This window comes from Streptomyces sp. NPDC051963, assembly GCF_044593495.1.
Classification (GTDB): Bacteria; Actinomycetota; Actinomycetes; order Streptomycetales; family Streptomycetaceae; genus Streptomyces.
The window spans coordinates 904,836-923,960 of record NZ_JBIUCC010000004.1; the positions used below are offsets into that span (position 1 = coordinate 904,836).

Annotated in this window: 11 protein-coding genes, 1 tRNA gene and 2 rRNA genes; 1 reads left to right on the forward strand and 13 read right to left on the reverse strand. The window is 68.5% G+C overall.

The features are described 5' to 3' along the window. Nucleotides 1-141: 141 nt before the first annotated feature. From ACIHFB_RS20660 to ACIHFB_RS20700, 9 genes are all read right to left on the reverse strand, one after another. The gene (locus ACIHFB_RS20660) at nt 142-612 is read right to left on the reverse strand and encodes a DNA starvation/stationary phase protection protein (protein ID WP_365285188.1); all 471 of its coding nucleotides are present in this window, start codon (nt 610-612) and stop codon (nt 142-144) included. A gap of 186 nt (nt 613-798) precedes the next feature. Next, complete coding sequence (locus ACIHFB_RS20665) at nt 799-1,179, reverse strand: helix-turn-helix transcriptional regulator (protein WP_365285186.1); 381 nt, start codon at nt 1,177-1,179, stop codon at nt 799-801. A gap of 109 nt (nt 1,180-1,288) precedes the next feature. Continuing rightward, complete coding sequence (locus tag ACIHFB_RS20670; RefSeq protein ID WP_400127547.1) at nt 1,289-1,834, reverse strand: CinA family protein; 546 nt, start codon at nt 1,832-1,834, stop codon at nt 1,289-1,291. Then, entirely contained in the window at nt 1,831-2,595 is a 765-nt protein-coding gene (gene pgsA / locus ACIHFB_RS20675) for a CDP-diacylglycerol--glycerol-3-phosphate 3-phosphatidyltransferase (protein WP_400127548.1), read from the reverse strand. The genes ACIHFB_RS20670 and pgsA overlap by 4 nt, the downstream gene beginning before the upstream one ends. Beyond that, entirely contained in the window at nt 2,592-4,067 is a 1,476-nt protein-coding gene (gene rimO / locus ACIHFB_RS20680; protein WP_400127549.1) for a 30S ribosomal protein S12 methylthiotransferase RimO, read from the reverse strand. The genes pgsA and rimO overlap by 4 nt, the downstream gene beginning before the upstream one ends. Nucleotides 4,068-4,180: 113 nt before the next feature. Next, on the reverse strand, nt 4,181-5,014 hold the full coding sequence (locus ACIHFB_RS20685) for a RodZ domain-containing protein (protein ID WP_365285178.1): 834 nt from the start codon (nt 5,012-5,014) through the stop codon (nt 4,181-4,183). A gap of 259 nt (nt 5,015-5,273) precedes the next feature. Then, entirely contained in the window at nt 5,274-7,988 is a 2,715-nt protein-coding gene (locus ACIHFB_RS20690; protein ID WP_365285176.1) for a DNA translocase FtsK, read from the reverse strand. Nucleotides 7,989-8,129: 141 nt separating this feature from the next. Beyond that, on the reverse strand, nt 8,130-8,813 hold the full coding sequence (locus ACIHFB_RS20695; RefSeq protein ID WP_365285174.1) for a response regulator: 684 nt from the start codon (nt 8,811-8,813) through the stop codon (nt 8,130-8,132). 318 nt (nt 8,814-9,131) lie between these two features. After that, on the reverse strand, nt 9,132-14,627 hold the full coding sequence (locus tag ACIHFB_RS20700; RefSeq protein ID WP_365285172.1) for a HAMP domain-containing protein: 5,496 nt from the start codon (nt 14,625-14,627) through the stop codon (nt 9,132-9,134). Between the two features lie 374 nt (nt 14,628-15,001). On the opposite strand from ACIHFB_RS20700, the gene ACIHFB_RS20705 reads away from it, so the two are divergent. Then, on the forward strand, nt 15,002-17,755 hold the full coding sequence (locus ACIHFB_RS20705; RefSeq protein ID WP_365285170.1) for a SpoIIE family protein phosphatase: 2,754 nt from the start codon (nt 15,002-15,004) through the stop codon (nt 17,753-17,755). Nucleotides 17,756-17,799: 44 nt separating this feature from the next. Here the strand turns inward: ACIHFB_RS20705 and ACIHFB_RS20710 are convergent. The 4 genes from ACIHFB_RS20710 to ACIHFB_RS20725 all read right to left on the reverse strand — a co-directional run. Then, a tRNA-Thr gene (locus ACIHFB_RS20710) sits at nt 17,800-17,875 on the reverse strand. Between the two features lie 84 nt (nt 17,876-17,959). Further along, nucleotides 17,960-18,622 carry a DegT/DnrJ/EryC1/StrS family aminotransferase gene (locus ACIHFB_RS20715; RefSeq protein WP_400127565.1) on the reverse strand — a complete coding sequence of 221 codons (663 nt, stop codon included), beginning with the start codon at nt 18,620-18,622 and terminating at the stop codon, nt 17,960-17,962. Nucleotides 18,623-18,736: 114 nt separating this feature from the next. After that, nucleotides 18,737-18,853: ribosomal RNA gene (gene rrf, locus ACIHFB_RS20720) — 5S ribosomal RNA — on the reverse strand. 69 nt (nt 18,854-18,922) lie between these two features. Then, nucleotides 18,923-19,125, reverse strand: a 23S ribosomal RNA gene (locus tag ACIHFB_RS20725); the annotation flags it as partial.

Sequence of the window (19,125 nt, forward strand, 5' to 3'; positions counted from 1 at the left end):
CCCGAAGCTAGAAGGCCGCATCACCCGCCGGAAGGGCGCACCCACGGCACACGGATGCAGCGCAGGCCAATACCGTCACGCGCAGTGGGCACGGCCACGTCTCGGGTTTGCGGTCTGGGGCATCGCGCAGGCACGGCCGGGTCACCCGTTGGCGGCCTGGAACATCCAGTGGTGCTTCTCCAGGTCCGCGGTGATCCCGATGCAGATGTCCTGGCTGACCGGGTCCGGCTCGGCGGTCGCCTCGATCCGCTCCCGCATGCGGGTGATCACCGCACCCAGGGCATCGACCAGCGTGGCCACCGCATCCCCGTCCGTGACCCAGCCTTCCCGCACCGGGCCGATACCGCTGCCGACCGCCACGGTCGCCGCGCGCCCGTCAGGTGAGACACCCAGCGCCGAGGCACGCTCCGCGACGGTGTCGGAGTGCGTCCGCGCGGTGGCCACGACCTCGTCGAGCTGAAGGTGGACGGAGCGGAAGCGCTGCCCGACCACGTTCCAGTGGATCTGCTTGGCCACGAGGGCGAGGTCCACCAAGTCGACGAGGGCGCCCTGCAGCGCCTCGGACACGGTCTTCAGATCCGCGTCGGACAGCGGGCTCTTGACGACGTACATCCGAACCTCCCTGGTTCGCCCCGTCACATCCCTCCACCATGACCGCCACATCCCATACCGGCAAACGGACCAAAAGGGACGCGCAAGCAACGAGAAAACCCCGGCAGCGCTTCTCCGGATCTCCCGGAGAAGCCCCGACCGGGGCCTCACACACTTCGTCAGCTCAAACGCGCACGCGCGTGGGACTCACGCGGCGACCACGTCCACGGCCTCGGAGGGCGCCTTGATGGTCACCCGTTCCGGTGGCACACCGGCCACCGATACGGAACCCAGCATCGGACGCACCGGCGTGGGTACGTGCTCGCTCGACGTGGCCGCAGCGGACCGGGCCAGCTCGGCGAGTGCGAGCTCGTCGCTCACTTCACGCATGAGTTCGGACATCCGTACGTCCAGCGCGTCGCAGATGGCGGAGAGCAGCTCAGAGGAAGCCTCCTTCTGCCCCCGCTCCACCTCGGAGAGATAGCCGAGTGAGACTCGGGCGGACGAGGAGACTTCGCGCAGAGTACGGCCCTGGCGTTGGCGCTGCCGACGCAGCACGTCACCCAGCAGGCGACGGAGCAGAATCATCGGTGGCTCCCTCCTCGGACCGCGTAGCCGCATCCTTCACGCCCCACCGTACCGCCTTGCGCCGCGGCCGTGCGGGGAGCGATGTCGTGTTCACTCAGGGCTGCAAACATCAAAACCCCCCGTTCTGTTCCGTATCCTGTGCCCGCTCATTCCCGGTCTGTTCGCTCGCAAGCTCCTGGAAGAGCAGTGCGAGTACGCTCCGTACACTCTCCATACGAATGTCCGCCCGGTCGCCGTTCAACCGCAGCGAGGCCACTTTCCCGCCATCGACGGTCGGAAAATCCGCCGCGAACGGACCGTCGACGGCGATGAAAACCGTGCCGACGGGCTGCCCGTCCTGGGGTTCCGGACCGGCGACACCCGTGGTCGCAAGGCCCCAGTCGGCACCCAGCGCCTTGCGTACACCCGTCGCCATCTGGGCTGCTACCTGCGGATCCACCGCTCCCCGCTGCGCCAGCAGGGTGGCGTCGACACCCAGCAGTTCATGCTTCAACTCGGTGGCATAGGCGGTCACCGAACCCCGGAAGATCTTGGACGCTCCCGGCACCGCTGTGATTTCCGCCGCAACCAGCCCACCGGTCAAGGACTCGGCGACGGCGAGCGTCTCGCCTCTCACCGTGAGTAGTCGCACCAGGTCGGCGGCTGCGGAATTCACGCCTCCGCCTCCTCCGACGCGGCTTTGCGCTCGGCGATTCCCTGCCTGCGCAGCACAATGGCTTGTCTCACATAGTCAAGGCCGGTCACCACGGTCAGAACGACCGCCGCCGCCATCACCCACCAGCGCAGGGTCGCGAGCCACCCCGTGAGCGCCAGGACGTACATCCCGACCGCCACGCCCTGCGTGAGGGTCTTCAGCTTGCCGCCGCGGCTCGCCGGAATGACGCCGTACCGGATGACGATGAAACGCAGCAGGGTGATGCCGAGTTCCCTGCCGAGGATGACGATCGTCACCCACCAGGGCAGATCGCCGAGGGAGGACAGACAGATCAGCGCCGCGCCCATGATCGCCTTGTCGGCGATGGGGTCGGCGATCTTGCCGAAGTCGGTGACGAGGTTGTACGTGCGGGCCAGATGACCGTCGAACAGGTCGGTGATCATGGCGATGGCGAACGCCGCCCAGGCGAACGAGCGCCAGGCCGGGTCGTAGCCGCCGTCGGCCAGCATCAGTGCGACGAAGCCGGGGACGAGGACCAGCCGGAGCATCGTCAGGAGGTTGGCGATGTTCCACACACTGGCCTGGTTGACGGCCGCTGCGGTCAGCTTTGCGCCACGCTGCGACTTCGCACCGCCCGGTCCGCCGCCCGATGTACCGGAGGCGGACATGGCAGACATGGAGGGGGAACCGGACGCACCGGAGACCGCCGGCCCTTTCGCCTTGGCGGAGCCGCCCGCGGCGGATGCCGGGACTCCGGTCATCTGGTCGCCTCCTCTCCGTACCCGAGCGAGCCCTGCAACGGCTCGGCCACCAGGTCGACACCTTCCGTACCGACCACCTTCGCCTCGACCATACGACCGACGACTAGCCCTTCGCTGCTCGTGAGCAGCACCTGGCCGTCCGTCTCCGGAGCCTGGTGCGCCCCACGGCCGTACGCACCCTCTTCGCCGTCGACCGATTCGACGAGCACCTGCACGCTCTCGCCCACGCGCTCCTCCGCACGCTGCGAGACGAGTTCCTCGGCCAGCCGGGAGATATGTGCCAGTCGCTGGGCGACGACGTCCTCGTCCAGCTTCTGGTCGTACGTCGCCGCCTCGGTGCCCTCCTCGTCGGAGTAGCCGAAGACGCCGATGGCATCGAGCCGCGCGCCGTTCAGGAACCGCTCCAGCTCGGCCAGGTCGGCCTCGGTCTCACCGGGGAAGCCCACGATGAAGTTGGAGCGCACGCCGGCCTGCGGGGCCTTGCCCCTGATGGTGTCGAGCAGCTCCAGGAAGCGGTCGGTGTCGCCGAAGCGGCGCATCGCGCGCAGCACGTCCGGGGCGGAGTGCTGGAAGGACAGGTCGAAGTAGGGCGCGATCTTCGGCGTCGAGGTCAGGACATCGATGAGCCCGGGGCGCATCTCGGCGGGCTGGAGATAGCTGACGCGCACACGCTCGATGCCGTCGACCTCGGCGAGCTCGGGCAGCAGGGAGTCCAGCAGGCGGATGTCGCCGAGGTCCTTGCCGTACGAGGTGTTGTTCTCGGAGACCAGCATGATCTCCTTGACGCCCTGCTCGGCCAGCCACCGCGTCTCGTTCAGCACGTCGCTCGGCCGGCGGGAGATGAAGGAGCCGCGGAAGGACGGGATGGCGCAGAAGGAGCAGCGCCGGTCGCAGCCGGAGGCGAGCTTCACGGAGGCGACGGGCGAGCCGTCGAGTCGGCGGCGCAGCGGCGCCCGGGGACCGGACTCGGGGGCGACACCGTCAGGGAGGTCCTCAGGTGATCCGTGCCCGGGAAGCGCGACCTCGGTGGCCGACTCCTGCCGCGCGGCCGGGCTGATGGGCAGCAGCTTGCGCCGGTCGCGCGGGGTGTGGGCGGCGTGGATGCCACCGCTCAGGATGGTCCGGAGTCGGTCGGAGATGTCCGAGTAGTCGTCGAAGCCGAGCACGCCGTCGGCCTCGGGCAGCGCTTCGGCCAGTTCCTTGCCGTACCGCTCGGCCATGCAGCCCACCGCCACGACGGCCTGGGTTCTGCCATGTCCCTTGAGGTCGTTGGCCTCGAGGAGGGCGTCGACGGAGTCCTTCTTGGCGGCTTCGACGAAGCCACACGTGTTGACGACGGCGACGTCCGCGTCCTCAGCGTCCTCGACGAGATCCCAGCCGTCCGCCTCCAAGCGGCCTGCGAGCTCCTCCGAGTCCACCTCGTTACGGGCGCAGCCAAGGGTGACGAGTGCGACGGTACGGCGTTCAGGCATGGGCTCAAGACTACTTCGTCCCACTGACACCCCACGTCGACGGGGTTGGCCGATCTTGGCCAACCCCGTGCCCGCATGCCCTTAAAGAGACGGACCGTTGAAAGAGGTACCGCTCATCCGACCTGCGGATCGCCCTTCGTGTACGTCAGCCGCTCGACCGCACCCGGCTGCCAGTCGTCGTCGATCTTCTTGCCGTTGACGTACAGCTGGATCGCGCCGGCGTCACCGAGGACGAGGTTGATCTTCTCGCTGTCCTGGAAGGTCTTCGACTCACCCTGCTTGAGGAGGCCGTCGAAGAGGAGCCGGCCGTTGTGGTCCTTGGCCGAGATCCAGCTGCGGCCGTCGGCGGCGCTGACCTGCACGGTCACCTTGTCCTGGGGCGCGGCCGCGATGGCACTGTCCGACGGGTCGGGCTGCGGGTCGGTCGGCTTGGTCGGCGTGGGCGAGGCGGTCTTGCTGGTCGAGGGCGTGGACCCTTCGGCGACCTGGGTCTTGTCACCGCCCTCGTCACCGCCCTTGAACGCGGTGAACCCGACGAAGCCGACCACGGCGACGATCGCGGCGACCATGGCCGCGGTCCAGTTGGGCCCGCGCCGCTCGGGGCGGATGCGTTCCGCCTCGAAGAGCGGGGCCGCCGGGGTCGGAGCGGGCCGCCCGCCGTGATCACCGTCGTACTGAGCGAGCAGCGGAGCCGGATCGATGCCGACGGCCTTGGCCAGGGTCCGGATATGACCACGGGCGTAGACGTCCCCGCCGCACGGGCCGAAGTCGTCCGCCTCGATGGCGTGCACGATGGGCAGGCGGACCCGGGTGGCGTTGGTGACGTCGTCGACGGTCAGTCCGGCCGCGATACGCGCCTGTTGGAGGGCACGACCGACAGAAGGGCGGGCTTCCTCACGGTCGTCTTCGAACGGACGCTCGTCTTCAGGGGAGTTGCCGATGGACACGGGGGCGCCTTTCGAGCGTTTTAGCCGCCTGTGCTGCAGGTTCAGTCTAGGGGGGCGAAAGGGTGGGGCAACCGGGCGGTGGGAATTTGTACGCCATCGGTATGGCCCGACATGCCGATGGTGGGGCAGCAGCTTTTCGCTTCCCTCAACTTGACGTATGCCGCCGGGAAACGGTTGCTCAATGATCCCTTACGGGTGGGTCACGATCGAACACCCACGGCCGCACATCCGCCCGCATGGCGACCACTGTGCACCTTTCCTACCCGTCAGACTCCCCACGGATCACGGCAAGCACGCCATCCAGCTCGTCAGGTTTCACAAGAACGTCACGAGCCTTCGACCCCTCGCTGGGGCCGACGACGCCTCGGGACTCCATGAGGTCCATCAGCCGCCCCGCCTTGGCGAAGCCGACGCGGAGTTTGCGCTGAAGCATCGAGGTGGACCCGAACTGCGTCGAGACGACCAGCTCGGCGGCCTGGCACAGCAGGTCCAGGTCGTCGCCGATGTCCTCGTCGATCTCCTTCTTCTTCTTGGTGCCCACGGTGACGTCGTCCCGGAAGACCGGCGCCATCTGGTCCTTGCAGTGCTGGACGACGACCGCGACCTCTTCCTCGGTCACGAAAGCGCCCTGCATACGGGTCGGCTTGTTCGCCCCCATCGGCAGGAACAGCCCGTCGCCCTTGCCGATCAGTTTCTCGGCGCCGGGCTGGTCGAGGATGACCCGGGAGTCCGCCAGGGACGACGTCGCGAACGCGAGCCGCGACGGCACGTTCGCCTTGATCAGACCGGTGACGACATCCACCGAGGGCCGCTGCGTCGCCAGCACCAGGTGGATGCCGGCCGCGCGCGCGAGCTGCGTGATCCGCACGATCGCGTCCTCGACGTCCCGCGGCGCGACCATCATCAGGTCGGCGAGCTCGTCGACGATCACCAGCAGATAGGGGTACGGCTGGAGCTCGCGCTCACTGCCCTCGGGCAGCTTGACCTTGCCGTTCCTGATGGCCTCGTTGAAGTCGTCGATGTGCCGGTAGCCGTACGCCGCCAGGTCGTCGTACCGAAGGTCCATTTCCCGTACGACCCACTGGAGCGCCTCCGCGGCCCGCTTCGGGTTGGTGATGATCGGCGTGATCAGGTGCGGAATGCCCTCGTAGGCGGTCAGCTCGACGCGCTTGGGGTCGACGAGGACCATGCGCACGTCCTCGGGAGTCGCACGGACCATGATCGACGTGATCAGGCAGTTGATGCACGACGACTTACCGGAACCGGTGGCTCCGGCGACGAGGACGTGCGGCATCTTCGCCAGGTTGGCCATGACATAGCCGCCCTCGACGTCCTTGCCGAGCGCCACCAGCATCGGATGGTCGTCCTCGGCGGCCGCGGCGAGCCGCAGCACATCGCCCAGATTGACCATCTCGCGGTCGGTGTTCGGGATCTCGATGCCGACCGCCGACTTGCCGGGGATCGGGCTGATGATCCGCACGTCCGGGCTGGCGACGGCGTACGCGATGTTCTTCGTCAGCGCGGTGATCCGCTCGACCTTCACGGCGGGGCCGAGCTCGACCTCGTAGCGCGTGACCGTCGGCCCGCGCGTGAAGCCGGTGACGGCGGCGTCGACCTTGAACTCGGAGAAGACGGTGGTGAGCGAGGCGACGACGGCGTCGTTGGCGGCGCTGCGAGCCTTGCCGGGGCCCCCGCGGGTGAGCAGGTCGAGCGACGGCAGGGAGTAGGTGATGTCGCCGGACAGCTGGAGCTGCTCGGCGCGCGGCGGCAGGTCTCGGATCTCCTCAGGGGGCTTCGTGAGATCCAGTACGTCCCCCTTGAGCTTCTCCTGCTTCGGACGCGCGGCCGGGACGGGCGCCGGCGTCGGAGTGGGTGTCGGGGTGGCCTCCTCGCGGTCCCCCACAGTCACGCCCTGGGTGAGGTCGGCGACGATCGGGGACGGCGGCATCCCGTGCATCACGGCACCGTCGAGCGCGGCGGCGGCGGCCGCGGCGACGTCCACGGCGTCCATCTGCCGGTCCATGTCGGGCTGCGGCACCGCGGAGCGCCTCGGACGGCTGCGACGCCGCGAGAGGGCCTCCTGCTCCGCGTGCTCGGGGTCGTACGCCTCGGGCTTCGGAGTGCGCCGGCGCGAGCGCGCGGGCAGCGCGTCCCGCCACTGGTCCTCGTACTGCTCGTCGTCCTCGGTGAAGTCGTCGTCGGCCGGGTCGTGGACGAGGCCGAGCTTCCTGCCGAGCAGCCGCAGTCGCTGCGGAATCGCGTTGACCGGAGTCGCCGTGACGACCAGCAACCCGAAGATCGTGAGCAGCACGAGCAGCGGTACGGCGAGCACCTCGCCCATGGTGTACGTCAGCGGGGTCGCCGCGCCCCAGCCGATGAGGCCGCCCGCGTCCCTTATGGCCTGCATGCCGTCGCTGCGGGCGGGCGAGCCACAGGCGACGTGGACCTGGCCGAGCACGCCGATGAGGAGCGCGGACAGACCGATCACGATGCGGCCGTTGGCCTCGGGCTGCTCGGGGTGGCGGATGAAGCGCACGGCGATGATCGCGAGCAGCAGCGGCACGAGCAGGTCGAGGCGGCCGAAGGCACCGGTGACCAGTATTTCGACGAGATCGCCGACGGGACCGCGCAGATTCGACCACGTGCCGGCGGCGACGATCAGGGCGAGGCCGAGGAGCAGCAGCGCGATGCCGTCCTTGCGGTGTGCCGGGTCGAGGTTCTTCGCTCCCTGACCTATGCCGCGGAAGACCGCTCCGACGGCATGTGCGGTACCGAGCCAGATCGCCCGCACGAGCCACACGATGCCCCCGGTGGGGTTCGGCGCCGGCTTGGGCGCGGGCTTCTTCGCCGCGGCCTTCCTGGCGGGCGCCTTCTTGGCCGGAGCCTTTTTGGCAACGGCCTTCTTGGCCGGTCCCTTCGCGGGAACGGCCGCCTTCTTCGCAGGCTTCTTGGCGGCAGAGGGACGTGGGGCCATGGGTGTGAGGTTACCGGTGGAGACGACAACGGACACGTGTGCCCAGTGCTTCACCCGTTCGTGTCGCCCTTGTGGGGGCGGGAAATTGACGCGCGCTCAAACCCCGCGTGCACGCCCGCACAACGGCGGACGTCGCGGGGTTCAGTTCTGCGACGGCACAGAAGGAGTGCTCCCCGTGCCCGGCTCCAGCGCGTCCAGCGCGCGGCGCAGGCCGGTGAGTTTGCGCTCCAGATGGGCGGCCGTGGCCACCGCGGCCGCGTCCGCTGACTCATCGTCGAGCTGCTTGGACAGCGCCTCGGCCTGCTCCTCGACGGCCGCGAGCCGCGCCGACAGTTCGGCGAGCAGCCCGGCGGGTTCCTTCGCCTCGCCGACCGCGGTCTTGCCTCCGCCGCCCTCCAACTGGAGCCGCAGCAGGGCCGCCTGCTCCCGGAGCTGGCAGTTCTTCATGTACAGCTCGACGAAAACGGAGACCTTCGCGCGCAGCACCCACGGGTCGAAGGGCTTGGAGATGTAGTCCACCGCGCCCGCCGCATAGCCGCGGAAGGTGTGGTGCGGACCGTGGTTGATGGCGGTGAGGAAGATGATCGGGATGTCCCGGGTCCGCTCTCTCCGCTTGATGTGCGCGGCGGTTTCGAAGCCGTCCATGCCCGGCATCTGGACATCCAGCAGGATGACCGCGAAGTCGTCCGTCAGCAGTGCTTTGAGCGCTTCTTCCCCGGACGATGCCCGCACCAGCGTCTGATCGAGCGCGGAGAGGATGGCCTCCAACGCCAGCAGATTCTCCGGCCGGTCATCGACCAGGAGGATCTTGGCCTTCTGCACCATGGCCCGCCCTCCTCGCCCCGGCTTGGGGCCTCCCCTGTCCTCAGGACTTGGGGTGACGCCGATGTACGTCGCCCCAGGGGACGACTCCCTTGCGCCGCCCGTCCTTGTGCCGGTCATGGTAGCCGCACCCCGCCTGTCGCCACACCCTGTCACCGCGATGTCACTGTGCACGTAGCAGAAACGCAGCAGGAGACCAGAAGGTTCCCCGTATCCCGTACTTCTACACGGCTCCGGCCACACTGAGTCAGCAACTCCGGGTGAACACCGAAGGTTCCCACCACATCCCCGCCGCTTCGCCTCGCGCCCCGACGGTTCTCGTCACTCCTCCCTCATCCACTGATCCATCACCGCCAGCAGGTGATCAGGGTCGACCGGCTTCGTCACATAGTCGGAAGCGCCCGACTCGATCGCCTTCTCCCGGTCGCCCTTCATCGCCTTCGCGGTGAGCGCGATGATCGGCAGCCCGGCGAACTGCGGCATCCTGCGGATCGCCGTCGTCGTCGCGTACCCGTCCATCTCGGGCATCATGATGTCCATCAGGACGACCGCCACATCGTCGTGCTGTTCCAGGACCTCGATGCCCTCACGGCCGTTCTCGGCGTACAGCACGGACAGGCCGTGCTGCTCCAGGACGCTGGTGAGCGCGAAGACGTTGCGGATGTCGTCGTCGACGATCAGCACCTTCTGCCCGCCGAACCGGATGCCCCGCTGCGACCGCGGCGCCGCTTCCTGGTCGGTCGCGGGCCAGCGCTCAGGCGTCGCCCTGCCCAGCTGTTCGGCCGCGATGGGAGTCGCCCTGCGCCGGCGCCGGAAGAGGGCGGCCGGGCCGTTCTGCGCATCGCGGTACGACTTCACCTCGGCCGGCGTCTCGATCTCCACCTCGGACAGCTCCGACAACTCGGCCGCGGCCCGGGCAGCGGACGCCACCAGGTCGCCGGCCTCCAGTGCGGGCAGCCCCTGCTGGTACCCCTGGGGCGGCAGTTCGCTCGGGTGCAGCGGCAGATACAGCGTGAACGTCGAGCCGCGCCCCGGCTCGCTCTGCGCGTGGATCTCACCGCCGAGCAGCTGAGCGATCTCCCGCGAGATCGACAGGCCCAGGCCCGTACCGCCGTACTTGCGGCTGGTCGTGCCGTCCGCCTGCTTGAACGCCTCGAAGATCACCCGCATCTTGCTGGCCGCGATACCGATGCCTGTGTCGGTCACCGAGAAAGCGATCAGATCCGCGTCCGCGTCACGCAGCGAGCCCGTCTCCAGGAGCTGCTCCCGAATCGCCAGCGGGACGTCCGCGCCTGCCGGCCGGATGACCAGCTCGACGGACCCGGAGTCGGTGAACTTCACCGCGTTGGACAGCAGGTTGCGCAGCACCTGGAGCAGCCGCTGCTCGTCGGTGTGCAGCGTGGCGGGCAGTTCGGGAGACACTCGCACGGACAGGTCGAGGCCCTTCTCCGCGGTCAGCGGGCGGAAGGTGGCCTCCACGTAGTCGACGAGCTGGACGAGCGCGATGCGCGTCGGCGAGACGTCCATCTTGCCCGCCTCGACCTTCGACAGGTCGAGGATGTCGTTGATCAGCTGGAGCAGGTCGGAGCCTGCTCCGTGGATGGTCTCGGCGAACTCGACCTGCTTCGGGGTGAGGTTGGCGTCCGCGTTGTCGGCGAGCAACTTGGCGAGAATCAGCAGCGAGTTGAGCGGCGTACGCAGCTCGTGCGACATGTTGGCGAGGAACTCGCTCTTGTAGCGCATGGAGACGGCGAGCTGCTCGGCGCGCTCCTCCAGGACCTGCCGAGCCTCCTCGATCTCGGTGTTCTTGACCTCGATGTCGCGGTTCTGCTGGGCCAGCAGTTCGGCCTTCTCCTCCAGTTCGGCGTTGGACGCCTGGAGGGCCTTCTGCCGGTTCTCCAACTCCTCCGACCGCTCCCGGAGTTGCTCGGTCAGCTCCTGCGACTGCCTCAGCAGCACCTCGGTCTTGGTGTTGACCGAGATGGTGTTGACGCTGGTCGCGATCATCTCGGCGATCTGGTTGAGGAAGTCCTTCTGGATCTGCGTGAAGGGCGTGAAGGACGCCAACTCGATGACGCCGAGGACCTGGCCCTCGAACAGCACCGGAAGGACGATCACTTGCGCGGGCGGCGCCTCTCCGAGCCCGGAGGAGATCTTCAGATAGCCGCTGGGCGCGTTCTCCACGAGGATCGTGCGCCGCTCCTCGGCGGCCGTCCCGATCAGCGCCTCGCCCGGCCGGAACGACGTCGGCATGGAGCCCATGGAGTAGCCGTACGACCCGAGCATGCGCAGTTCGTACGCGTCCTCGTGGTCGCCGCTCGTGTCCTTGCCGTCGACGAGCGGCAGCGCGAGGAAGAACGCGCCGTGCTGCGCGGAGACCACCGGCGTCAGCTCGCTCATGATCAGCGAGGCCACGTCGTCCAGGTCGCGACGGCCCTGCATCAGGGCGGAGATACGGGCGAGGTTGCCCTTGAGCCAGTCCTGCTCCTTGTTGGCGATCGTGGTGTCGCGCAGGTTGGCGATCATCTTGTTGATGTAGTCCTGGAGTTCCTGGATCTCGCCGGAGGCGTCCACGTCGATCTTCAGGTTCAGGTCGCCGCGGGTCACGGCGGTCGCCACGCGCGCGATGGCGCGCACCTGCCGGGTGAGGTTCCCGGCCATCTCGTTCACGGACTCGGTCAGGTCGCGCCAGGTGCCGTCGACGTCACGCACGCGTGCCTGGCCGCCGAGCTGGCCTTCCGTGCCCACCTCGCGGGCGACTCGGGTGACCTCCTCGGCGAACGACGACAGCTGGTCGACCATGGTGTTGATCGTCGTCTTGAGCTCGAGAATCTCACCGCGAGCGTCGATGTCGATCTTCTTCGTCAGGTCACCCTTGGCGATGGCGGTCGTGACCATGGCGATGTTGCGCACCTGACCGGTCAGGTTGGACGCCATCTGGTTCACGGACTCGGTGAGGTCCTTCCACGTACCCGCCACGCCCGGTACGTGCGCCTGCCCGCCCAGGATGCCGTCCGTGCCCACCTCTCGGGCCACCTTGGTGACCTGGTCGGCGAACGAACTCAGTGTCTTCACCATGGTGTTGAAGGTGTCCGCGAGCTGCGCGACCTCGCCGCGCGCCTCGATCGTCACCGTCCGGGTCAGGTCGCCGTTGGCGACGGCCGCCGCGACCTGGGAGATGTTCCGCACCTGCATGGTCAGGTTCTTGGCCATCAGGTTGACGTTGCCGCTGAGGTCCTTCCAGATGCCGGTGACGCCCGGTACATGCGCCTGGCCGCCCAGGATGCCCTCGGTGCCCACCTCGCGGGCCACCCGGGTCACCTGCTCGGCGAAGGCCGACAGCTGGTCGACCATCGTGTTGACGGTGGTGACGAGTTCGAGGATCTCGCCCTTCGCGTCGACGGTGATCTTCTTGGACAGGTCGCCCTTGGCGACCGCGGTCGTGACCTCGGCGATCTGGCGCACCTGAATGGTCAGGTTGTTCGCCATGAAGTTCACGGACTGGGTGAGGTCCTTCCAGGTGCCGGAGACCCCCTGCACCTCGGCCTGACCGCCGAGCTGGCCCTCCGTGCCCACCTCGCGGGCGACGCGGGTGACCTCCTCGGCGAACGACGACAGCTGGTCCACCATCGTGTTCAGGGTGTTCTTCAGCTCCAGGATCTCGCCGCGCGCGTCCACGGTGATCTTCTGAGAGAGGTCACCACGGGCCACCGCGGTCGCGACCTGTGCGATGTTCCGCACCTGCGCGGTGAGGTTGCCCGCCATGCCGTTCACGGAATCGGTCAGGTCGCGCCACACACCGGCGACGCCGGGCACCTGCGCCTGACCGCCGAGGCGGCCCTCCGTGCCCACCTCGCGGGCGACCCGGGTCACCTGGTCGGCGAAGGCGGAGAGCTGGTCGACCATCGTGTTGATGGTGTTCTTCAGCTCCAGGATCTCGCCGCGCGCGTCGACGTCGATCTTCTGGGAGAGGTCACCGCGGGCCACCGCCGTCGTGACCTGGGCGATCTGCCGCACCTGCGACGTCAGGTTGCCACCCATGAAGTTGACGGAGTCGGTGAGCTCCTTCCACGTACCGGACACACCCGGTACGACGGCCTGCCCGCCGAGGCGGCCCTCCGTGCCCACGTCCCGGGCCATCCGGGTCACCTGCTCGGCGAAGGACGACAGCTGGTCCACCATCGTGTTCACGGTGTTCTTCAGCTGGAGCATCTCGCCGGAGACGTCCACGGTGACCTTCTGCGACAGGTCGCCGTTGGCCACCGCCGTGGTCACCTGGGCGATGTTCCTCACCTGTCCGGTGAGGTTCTGGAACGCGGTGTTGACGGAGTCCGTCAGGTCCTTCCACGTCCCCGCCGCCCCGGGCACCTGCGCCTGTCCGCCGAGCTCACCCTCGACACCGACCTCGCGGGCCACGCGGGTGACCTCGGAACCGAAGGACGACAGCTGGTCCACCATGCCGTTGACGGTGTTCTTCAGCTCCAGCATCTCGCCGGCCACGTCGACGGTGACCTTCTGCGACAGGTCACCGCTGGCCACGGCCGTCGTCACGGCGGCGATGTCCCGCACCTGAGTCGTGAGGTTCCGGAAGACCGTGTTGACGGAGTCCGTCAGGTCCTTCCACGTCCCTGCGGCCCCCGGCACATTCGCCTGACCGCCGAGGCGCCCCTCGCCACCGACCTCGTTGGCCACGCGGGTGACCTCGTCCGCGAAGACACGCAGCGTCTCGGTCATCTGGTTGATCGTGTCGGCCAGCTGCGCAACCTCACCGCGCGCCGACACCGTCACCTTCTGCGACAGGTCACCATTGGCCACCGCCGTCGTCACCTGTGCGATACCGCGCACCTGTGCCGTCAGGTTGCCGGCCATGAGGTTCACCGAATCGGTGAGGTCCTTCCACACCCCGGCCACACCCGGCACCTGCGCCTGCCCGCCGAGCTCGCCCTCGGTACCCACCTCACGGGCGACTCGCGTCACCTCGGAGGAGAAGGACGACAGCTGGTCCACCATCGTGTTGACGGTGTTCTTCAGCTCCAGCATCTCGCCGGCCACATGAACCGTGACCTTCCGGGACAAGTCGCCCTTCGCGACCGCGGTCGTCACCAGCGCGATGTCCCGCACCTGGGCCGTCAGCCGGTACGCCATGGTGTTGACGGAGTCCGTGAGATCCTTCCACGAACCCGACATACCGCGCACCTGGGCCTGTCCACCCAGCTTGCCCTCGGTCCCGACCTCGCTGGCGACCCGGGTGACCTCGTCCGTGAAGGTCGACAGCTGGTCGACCAGATTGTTGACGGTCCGCCCGACCTTGAGGAACTCCCCGCGCAGGGGTTGCCCGGTGGTGCCGTCAGGCGCCTGCGTCCGCAGCTCCATGCGCGGCGACAGATCACCCTCGGCCACCGCGGACAGCACCCGGCCGACCTCGGAGACCGGTCGTACGAGATCGTCGACCAGGGCGTTCGAGGCATCGATGGCGGCCGCCCAGGAGCCCTGACAGGCGCCTGATTCCAGCCGTTCCGTGAGTTTTCCCTCACGCCCCACCATGCGCCGCACCCGCGACAACTCACCCGTCAGATGGAGATTGCGGTCGGCCACCTCGTTGAAAACCGCAGCAATCTCCGACACCACGCCATCGCCGGACACCGTGAGCCGCTTGCGGAAGTTCCCGTCCCGCATCGACACGAGCGCCGCCAGCAGTCTGTCCAGCGTGGCCGTGTCCACCGCGGTGGTCCCACCACGCGGTTTGCGCTGTTTGGTCAGGGACTGTCCGCCTTTCGCGCGCGTCTTAGTGCCCCGCGTCGCTGCGCCAGACTCCACTTGTCCCTCCCGCAGGGGTCGACCGTTACTGCTGTGTTCCGGTACGACTGCTCGGCGTACCAGTTACTACTGCGCATTTCCGTCGGATCTGCCAGGCCACACCCCGGGCTGCTGCCCGCCCGAAGGGGATCTCACTCTGCCTGCCCGGACCTTCACAAGAAGCTTGCCCAGTGTTTCACCCTCGCTGAACCCGGCCATAACAGTTCGGCAGCTTCGCACACCGTCCGCACACCCTCGGGACGGAAACACTGCAGACCGGCATCCGCATGGACGGCGAAGGTAAGTAACCTTGCATGCGGCTGTCCAGCCTCGCCGGTCCGTCCGGCCTGGGCGGTGGCACGAGAACGAGCGGGCATCGGAGGGGCGGCCGCAGCATGACCACCGGACTGATCCCCGGGGGACATCCCCCGGACCCAAGGCCGACGGGCGGCCTGCCGTCGCAAACGCGGCACGAGCCGGTCGGCCACGGAGCCCTGCACGTCGACAACCGGTCGAGGAGTTCTGTGATCACCGCGCGCGCGGCCGCCAGCTTCGAGCCCGTCGGGCGATCCGTCGCGACCGCCCGCGCCTTCGTCCGCGACACGCTCCAGGGCTGGGGCTTCGCCGACATCGTCGACGATGCTGTGGTTCTCACGAGCGAACTGGTGACCAACGCCGTCGTGCATGCGGGCACCTCCGCGGACGTCCTGTGCCTGCGCAGTGACGACGGCGTCCGGATCGAGGTCGCCGACCGCTACCCCGAACGCGAGATCCCGCTCCAGGGCTCGGCCGTCAACATGGGCAGCCCCGACCGCGAGGGCGGCCGCGGCCTCCAGCTGTGCGCGGCGCTGGCCGGCCGCTGGGGCGTCGAGTACACGCCCACGCACAAGCAGGTCTGGTTCCAACTCGCCCTCCCCGAGCGCGCGGTCGGCACCCGCGCGGCAGGCCCCTCCCTCCCCGCCGACCTCCTGCCGCTCGCCGACGGCCGGGTCCGCGTCGCCGTCGTCCAGATCGACCGCACGGGCTGTATCGCCTCCTGGAACGAGGACGCCGAGGACCTCTTCGGGTACGCCGGCGAACAGGTCACCGGCAAGCCCCTGACCGACCTCGCGGCCTGGCCGCACACCCCGGGCACCAGCACCGGCATCGCGGAGGCGCTCCAACTCTCGCGCTGGGAAGGCAGTTACGGCATCCGCGGCGCCAACGGCCGCGTGACCCCGGTGTACGCCTCCCACCTCAGGGTCCGCGACACGGGCGGCGAGCCGTCCACGGTCTGCCTTCTCGTACGAGACCATGAACGCGCCGTCCTCCAGACGCCGTTGCGGCTCTCCTCGTCCGACTCCGGCAGCTCCGCCGACGGCGGGAGCGCCGACCCCTTCGAGGTGTTCATCGGCTCCCCGGCCCCGGACGATCTCGACGGCCTCCTCCAGCGCACGGTCGAGCGCGCCCGCGACATGCTCGACGCCGACAGCGCCTTCCTGCTCCTGGCGACCGACGACGAAACGGAGTTGGAGGTCCGCGCCTCCACGGGCCTGCCCTCCGCCCGCCAGCGCTTCGCCCGCGTCCCCGTCGAGGCGGGCCCCGGCCGCTACGGCTCGGCCCGGATGCCTGCGGTCCACGACGACCTGACGGCCGTACCGGGCGCCGTACCCCTGCTCAGCGGCACGGGCATGCGCTCGGTCGTCACGGTCCCGCTGAAGGTCGAGGGCCGCCTCACCGGCTCCCTGGGCGTCGCCGCCGAGGGCCCCGGAAGATACTCGAACGAGGAGGCGCTGCGCCTCCAGTTCGCCGCGGACCGCATCGCGTTGGCCGTCGAGTCGGCCCGCCTGGGTGAACTGGAGCGCCTGCGCCGAGGCTCGCTGAGCTTCCTGGTCGAGGCCTCCGATCTCCTCGCCGGCACCCTCGACCGCGACCAGACGCTCGCCCTCATGGCCCAGATGACCGTCCCGACCCTGGCGACCTGGTGCGCGGTCTACACGATCGCCGACCAGGCCTCGGAGCCGTACCTGTCGTACGTCCTGCACGAGGACGAGGAACTCATCGACGGCATCAAGTCGTTGCTGTCGAAGATCGCCCCGCCTGACCCGGTCCCCACGCCCGGTGCCCGCGTCTGGTCGGCCCCTGCGGAGGCCGCCCACCAGGCGGCGCTGCGCACGTCCATGCGCAGCCTGGGCCTCGGCGAGCCCATCCCGCGCGTCAGCTCGGGCATCGGCCCGACGCTGGCCACGGCGTCCGCCGTCGGCGGCGAGACAGTCGTCCTGCCCCTCGTGGCCCGCAACCGCGTCATCGGCATGCTGACGCTCGGCAAGCCGACGGACGAACACTTCCGCCAGGAAATCCTGGAGCTGGCCGAGGACTTGTCCCGCCGAGCAGCCCTGGCCCTGGACAACGCCCGCCTCTACTCCGAGCGCACGGCCATCAGCCAGGCCCTCCAGCGCAGCCTCCTGCCGCCCGAGCTCCCCGAGATCGAGGGCGTCGAGGTCGAGGTCATCTACCGCGCCGCCGGCGAGGGCAACGAGGTCGGCGGTGACTTCTACGACGTCTTCCCCATCAGCGACGGCGCCTACGGCTTCGCCATCGGCGACGTCTGCGGTACGGGCCCGAACGCGGCGGCCGTCACAGGCCTGGCCCGGCACGCCCTCCGCCTGCTCGCCCGCGAGGGCCTCAGCGGCCCGGCGGTCCTGGAGCGCCTGAACTCCGCCATCCTCGACGAGGGCGCCCGCAGCCGCTTCCTGACGCTCCTGTACGGCGAGATGCGCCCGCAGGACGACGGCAGCGCGGAGTTGAAGGTGGTCTGCGCCGGCCACCCGCTCCCCCTCCGCCTGCGCCAGGACGGCACGGTCGAACCGGCCGCCGAACCCCAGCCGCTCCTCGGTGTCATGGAGGATCTCGAGCTCTACGAGCAGACGGTCACCCTGGACCCCGGCGACGTCCTCCTGTGCGTCACGGACGGCGTCACCGAACGCCGCGAAGGAACCCGCATGCTGGGCGACGACGGCCTCACCGACGTCCTCACGACCTGCACAGGCCTCACGGCCGGCGCCGTGGCGGCCCGCATCATGCGCGCAGTGGAACGCTTCGCATCCGACGCCCCGTCCGACGACATGGCGATCCTTGCCATGCGAGTCCCGGGACTCCACAAGGACTAGAAAACGAGAAAGGCCCCCCGCCGTTGGGCGGGGGGCCTTTTCGATGGAGCCCCCAAACGGAATCGAACCGTTGACCTTCTCCTTACCATGGAGACGCTCTACCGACTGAGCTATAGGGGCCTGTCGCAATTTCGAGGTTTCCCTCGCAGCGACGGAATAGATCATACCCCGAACAGACCTGTGCTCCCAACCCCGCTCTTCCCTTTAGAAGGCGGGCTGAAGCAGTCCCCCGAGGGCGTTGCAAGCGGACACTATTCGCTGCATGTCCCGCTTCGTCAACAACGCATCCACGGGCAGCGCCAGCGTTTCGTCAGCGGCCCGCTCGGTCTCCGGCAGGGACACACACCGACGGAACTCCGGCAGCCGATGCACGGGGGTCTTCACCGGCACCCGGCACTCGACTCCCCTGGCCCGCAACGCCCGAGCGAACGCGTCCCGGTCCGGCCGCCCGTTCCCCGGCACCCGCACGACGTACTGCTGATAGGTGTGCCCGTCACCGCCATCGGGCGTCAGCACACCCGTCAACTTCGCATCGAGATAGGAGGCACGCTGCCTGCGCTGAGCAATCTCGTCGTACGGCACCTCGGACTCCCTCTGCTCCAGCACCAGCAGCCCATGCCGCTGACCGAGCTCGTGCAGCCGCGGGATGTCCGCGGGCCGACCGAAGCGGTGTACGACAACCAGGGCCGCCGTCCGCGGAGTTATGGCCGCCGCGGCAGCGGACGCGTCAACGCAGTACGTCACCGGGTCTATGTCGGCGAACACCGGAAGCGCACCGGCCAACGCCACGGCCTCGGCGACCTCCGCGTTCCCGAACGCCGGGACGACGACCTCGTCACCGACGCCGACGCCGGCCGCCCGGAGCATTGCAGCAGTACCCATGCTGCGGATGTTTGTTGCGCAACGTGAACTTCAAGTAAAGCGAAACAAAAAAGGGTTGGACCCAGAACCGAAGTTCTGGGTCCAACCCTTTCAATGATTGTTCGGCGGTGTCCTACTCTCCCACAGGGTCCCCCCTGCAGTACCATCGGCGCTGTAAGGCTTAGCTTCCGGGTTCGAAATGTAACCGGGCGTTTCCCTCACGCTATGACCACCGAAACACTATGAAGTTCGACCGGAAAAAACACGGTCGTTGCCTCAGAACTAACACAGTGGACGCGAGCAACTGAGGACAAGCCCTCGGCTTATTAGTACCAGTCAGCTCCACCGGTTACCCGGCTTCCACATCTGGCCTATCAACCCAGTCGTCTACTGGGAGCCTTACCCTCTTATAGAGGTGGGAACACTCATCTCGAAGCAGGCTTCCCGCTTAGATGCTTTCAGCGGTTATCCCTCCCGAACGTAGCCAACCAGCCATGCCCTTGGCAGAA

Coding starts and splice junctions, on each gene's coding strand:
- ACIHFB_RS20660 (WP_365285188.1), bottom strand. CDS start 612: ATGTACGTCGTCAAGAGCCCGCTGTCCGACGCGGATCTGAAGACCGTG.
- ACIHFB_RS20665 (WP_365285186.1), bottom strand. CDS start 1,179: ATGATTCTGCTCCGTCGCCTGCTGGGTGACGTGCTGCGTCGGCAGCGC.
- pgsA (WP_400127548.1), bottom strand. CDS start 2,595: ATGACCGGAGTCCCGGCATCCGCCGCGGGCGGCTCCGCCAAGGCGAAA.
- rimO (WP_400127549.1), bottom strand. CDS start 4,067: ATGCCTGAACGCCGTACCGTCGCACTCGTCACCCTTGGCTGCGCCCGT.
- ACIHFB_RS20690 (WP_365285176.1), bottom strand. CDS start 7,988: ATGGCCCCACGTCCCTCTGCCGCCAAGAAGCCTGCGAAGAAGGCGGCC.
- ACIHFB_RS20695 (WP_365285174.1), bottom strand. CDS start 8,813: ATGGTGCAGAAGGCCAAGATCCTCCTGGTCGATGACCGGCCGGAGAAT.
- ACIHFB_RS20705 (WP_365285170.1), top strand. CDS start 15,002: ATGACCACCGGACTGATCCCCGGGGGACATCCCCCGGACCCAAGGCCG.
- ACIHFB_RS20715 (WP_400127565.1), bottom strand. CDS start 18,622: ATGCTCCGGGCGGCCGGCGTCGGCGTCGGTGACGAGGTCGTCGTCCCG.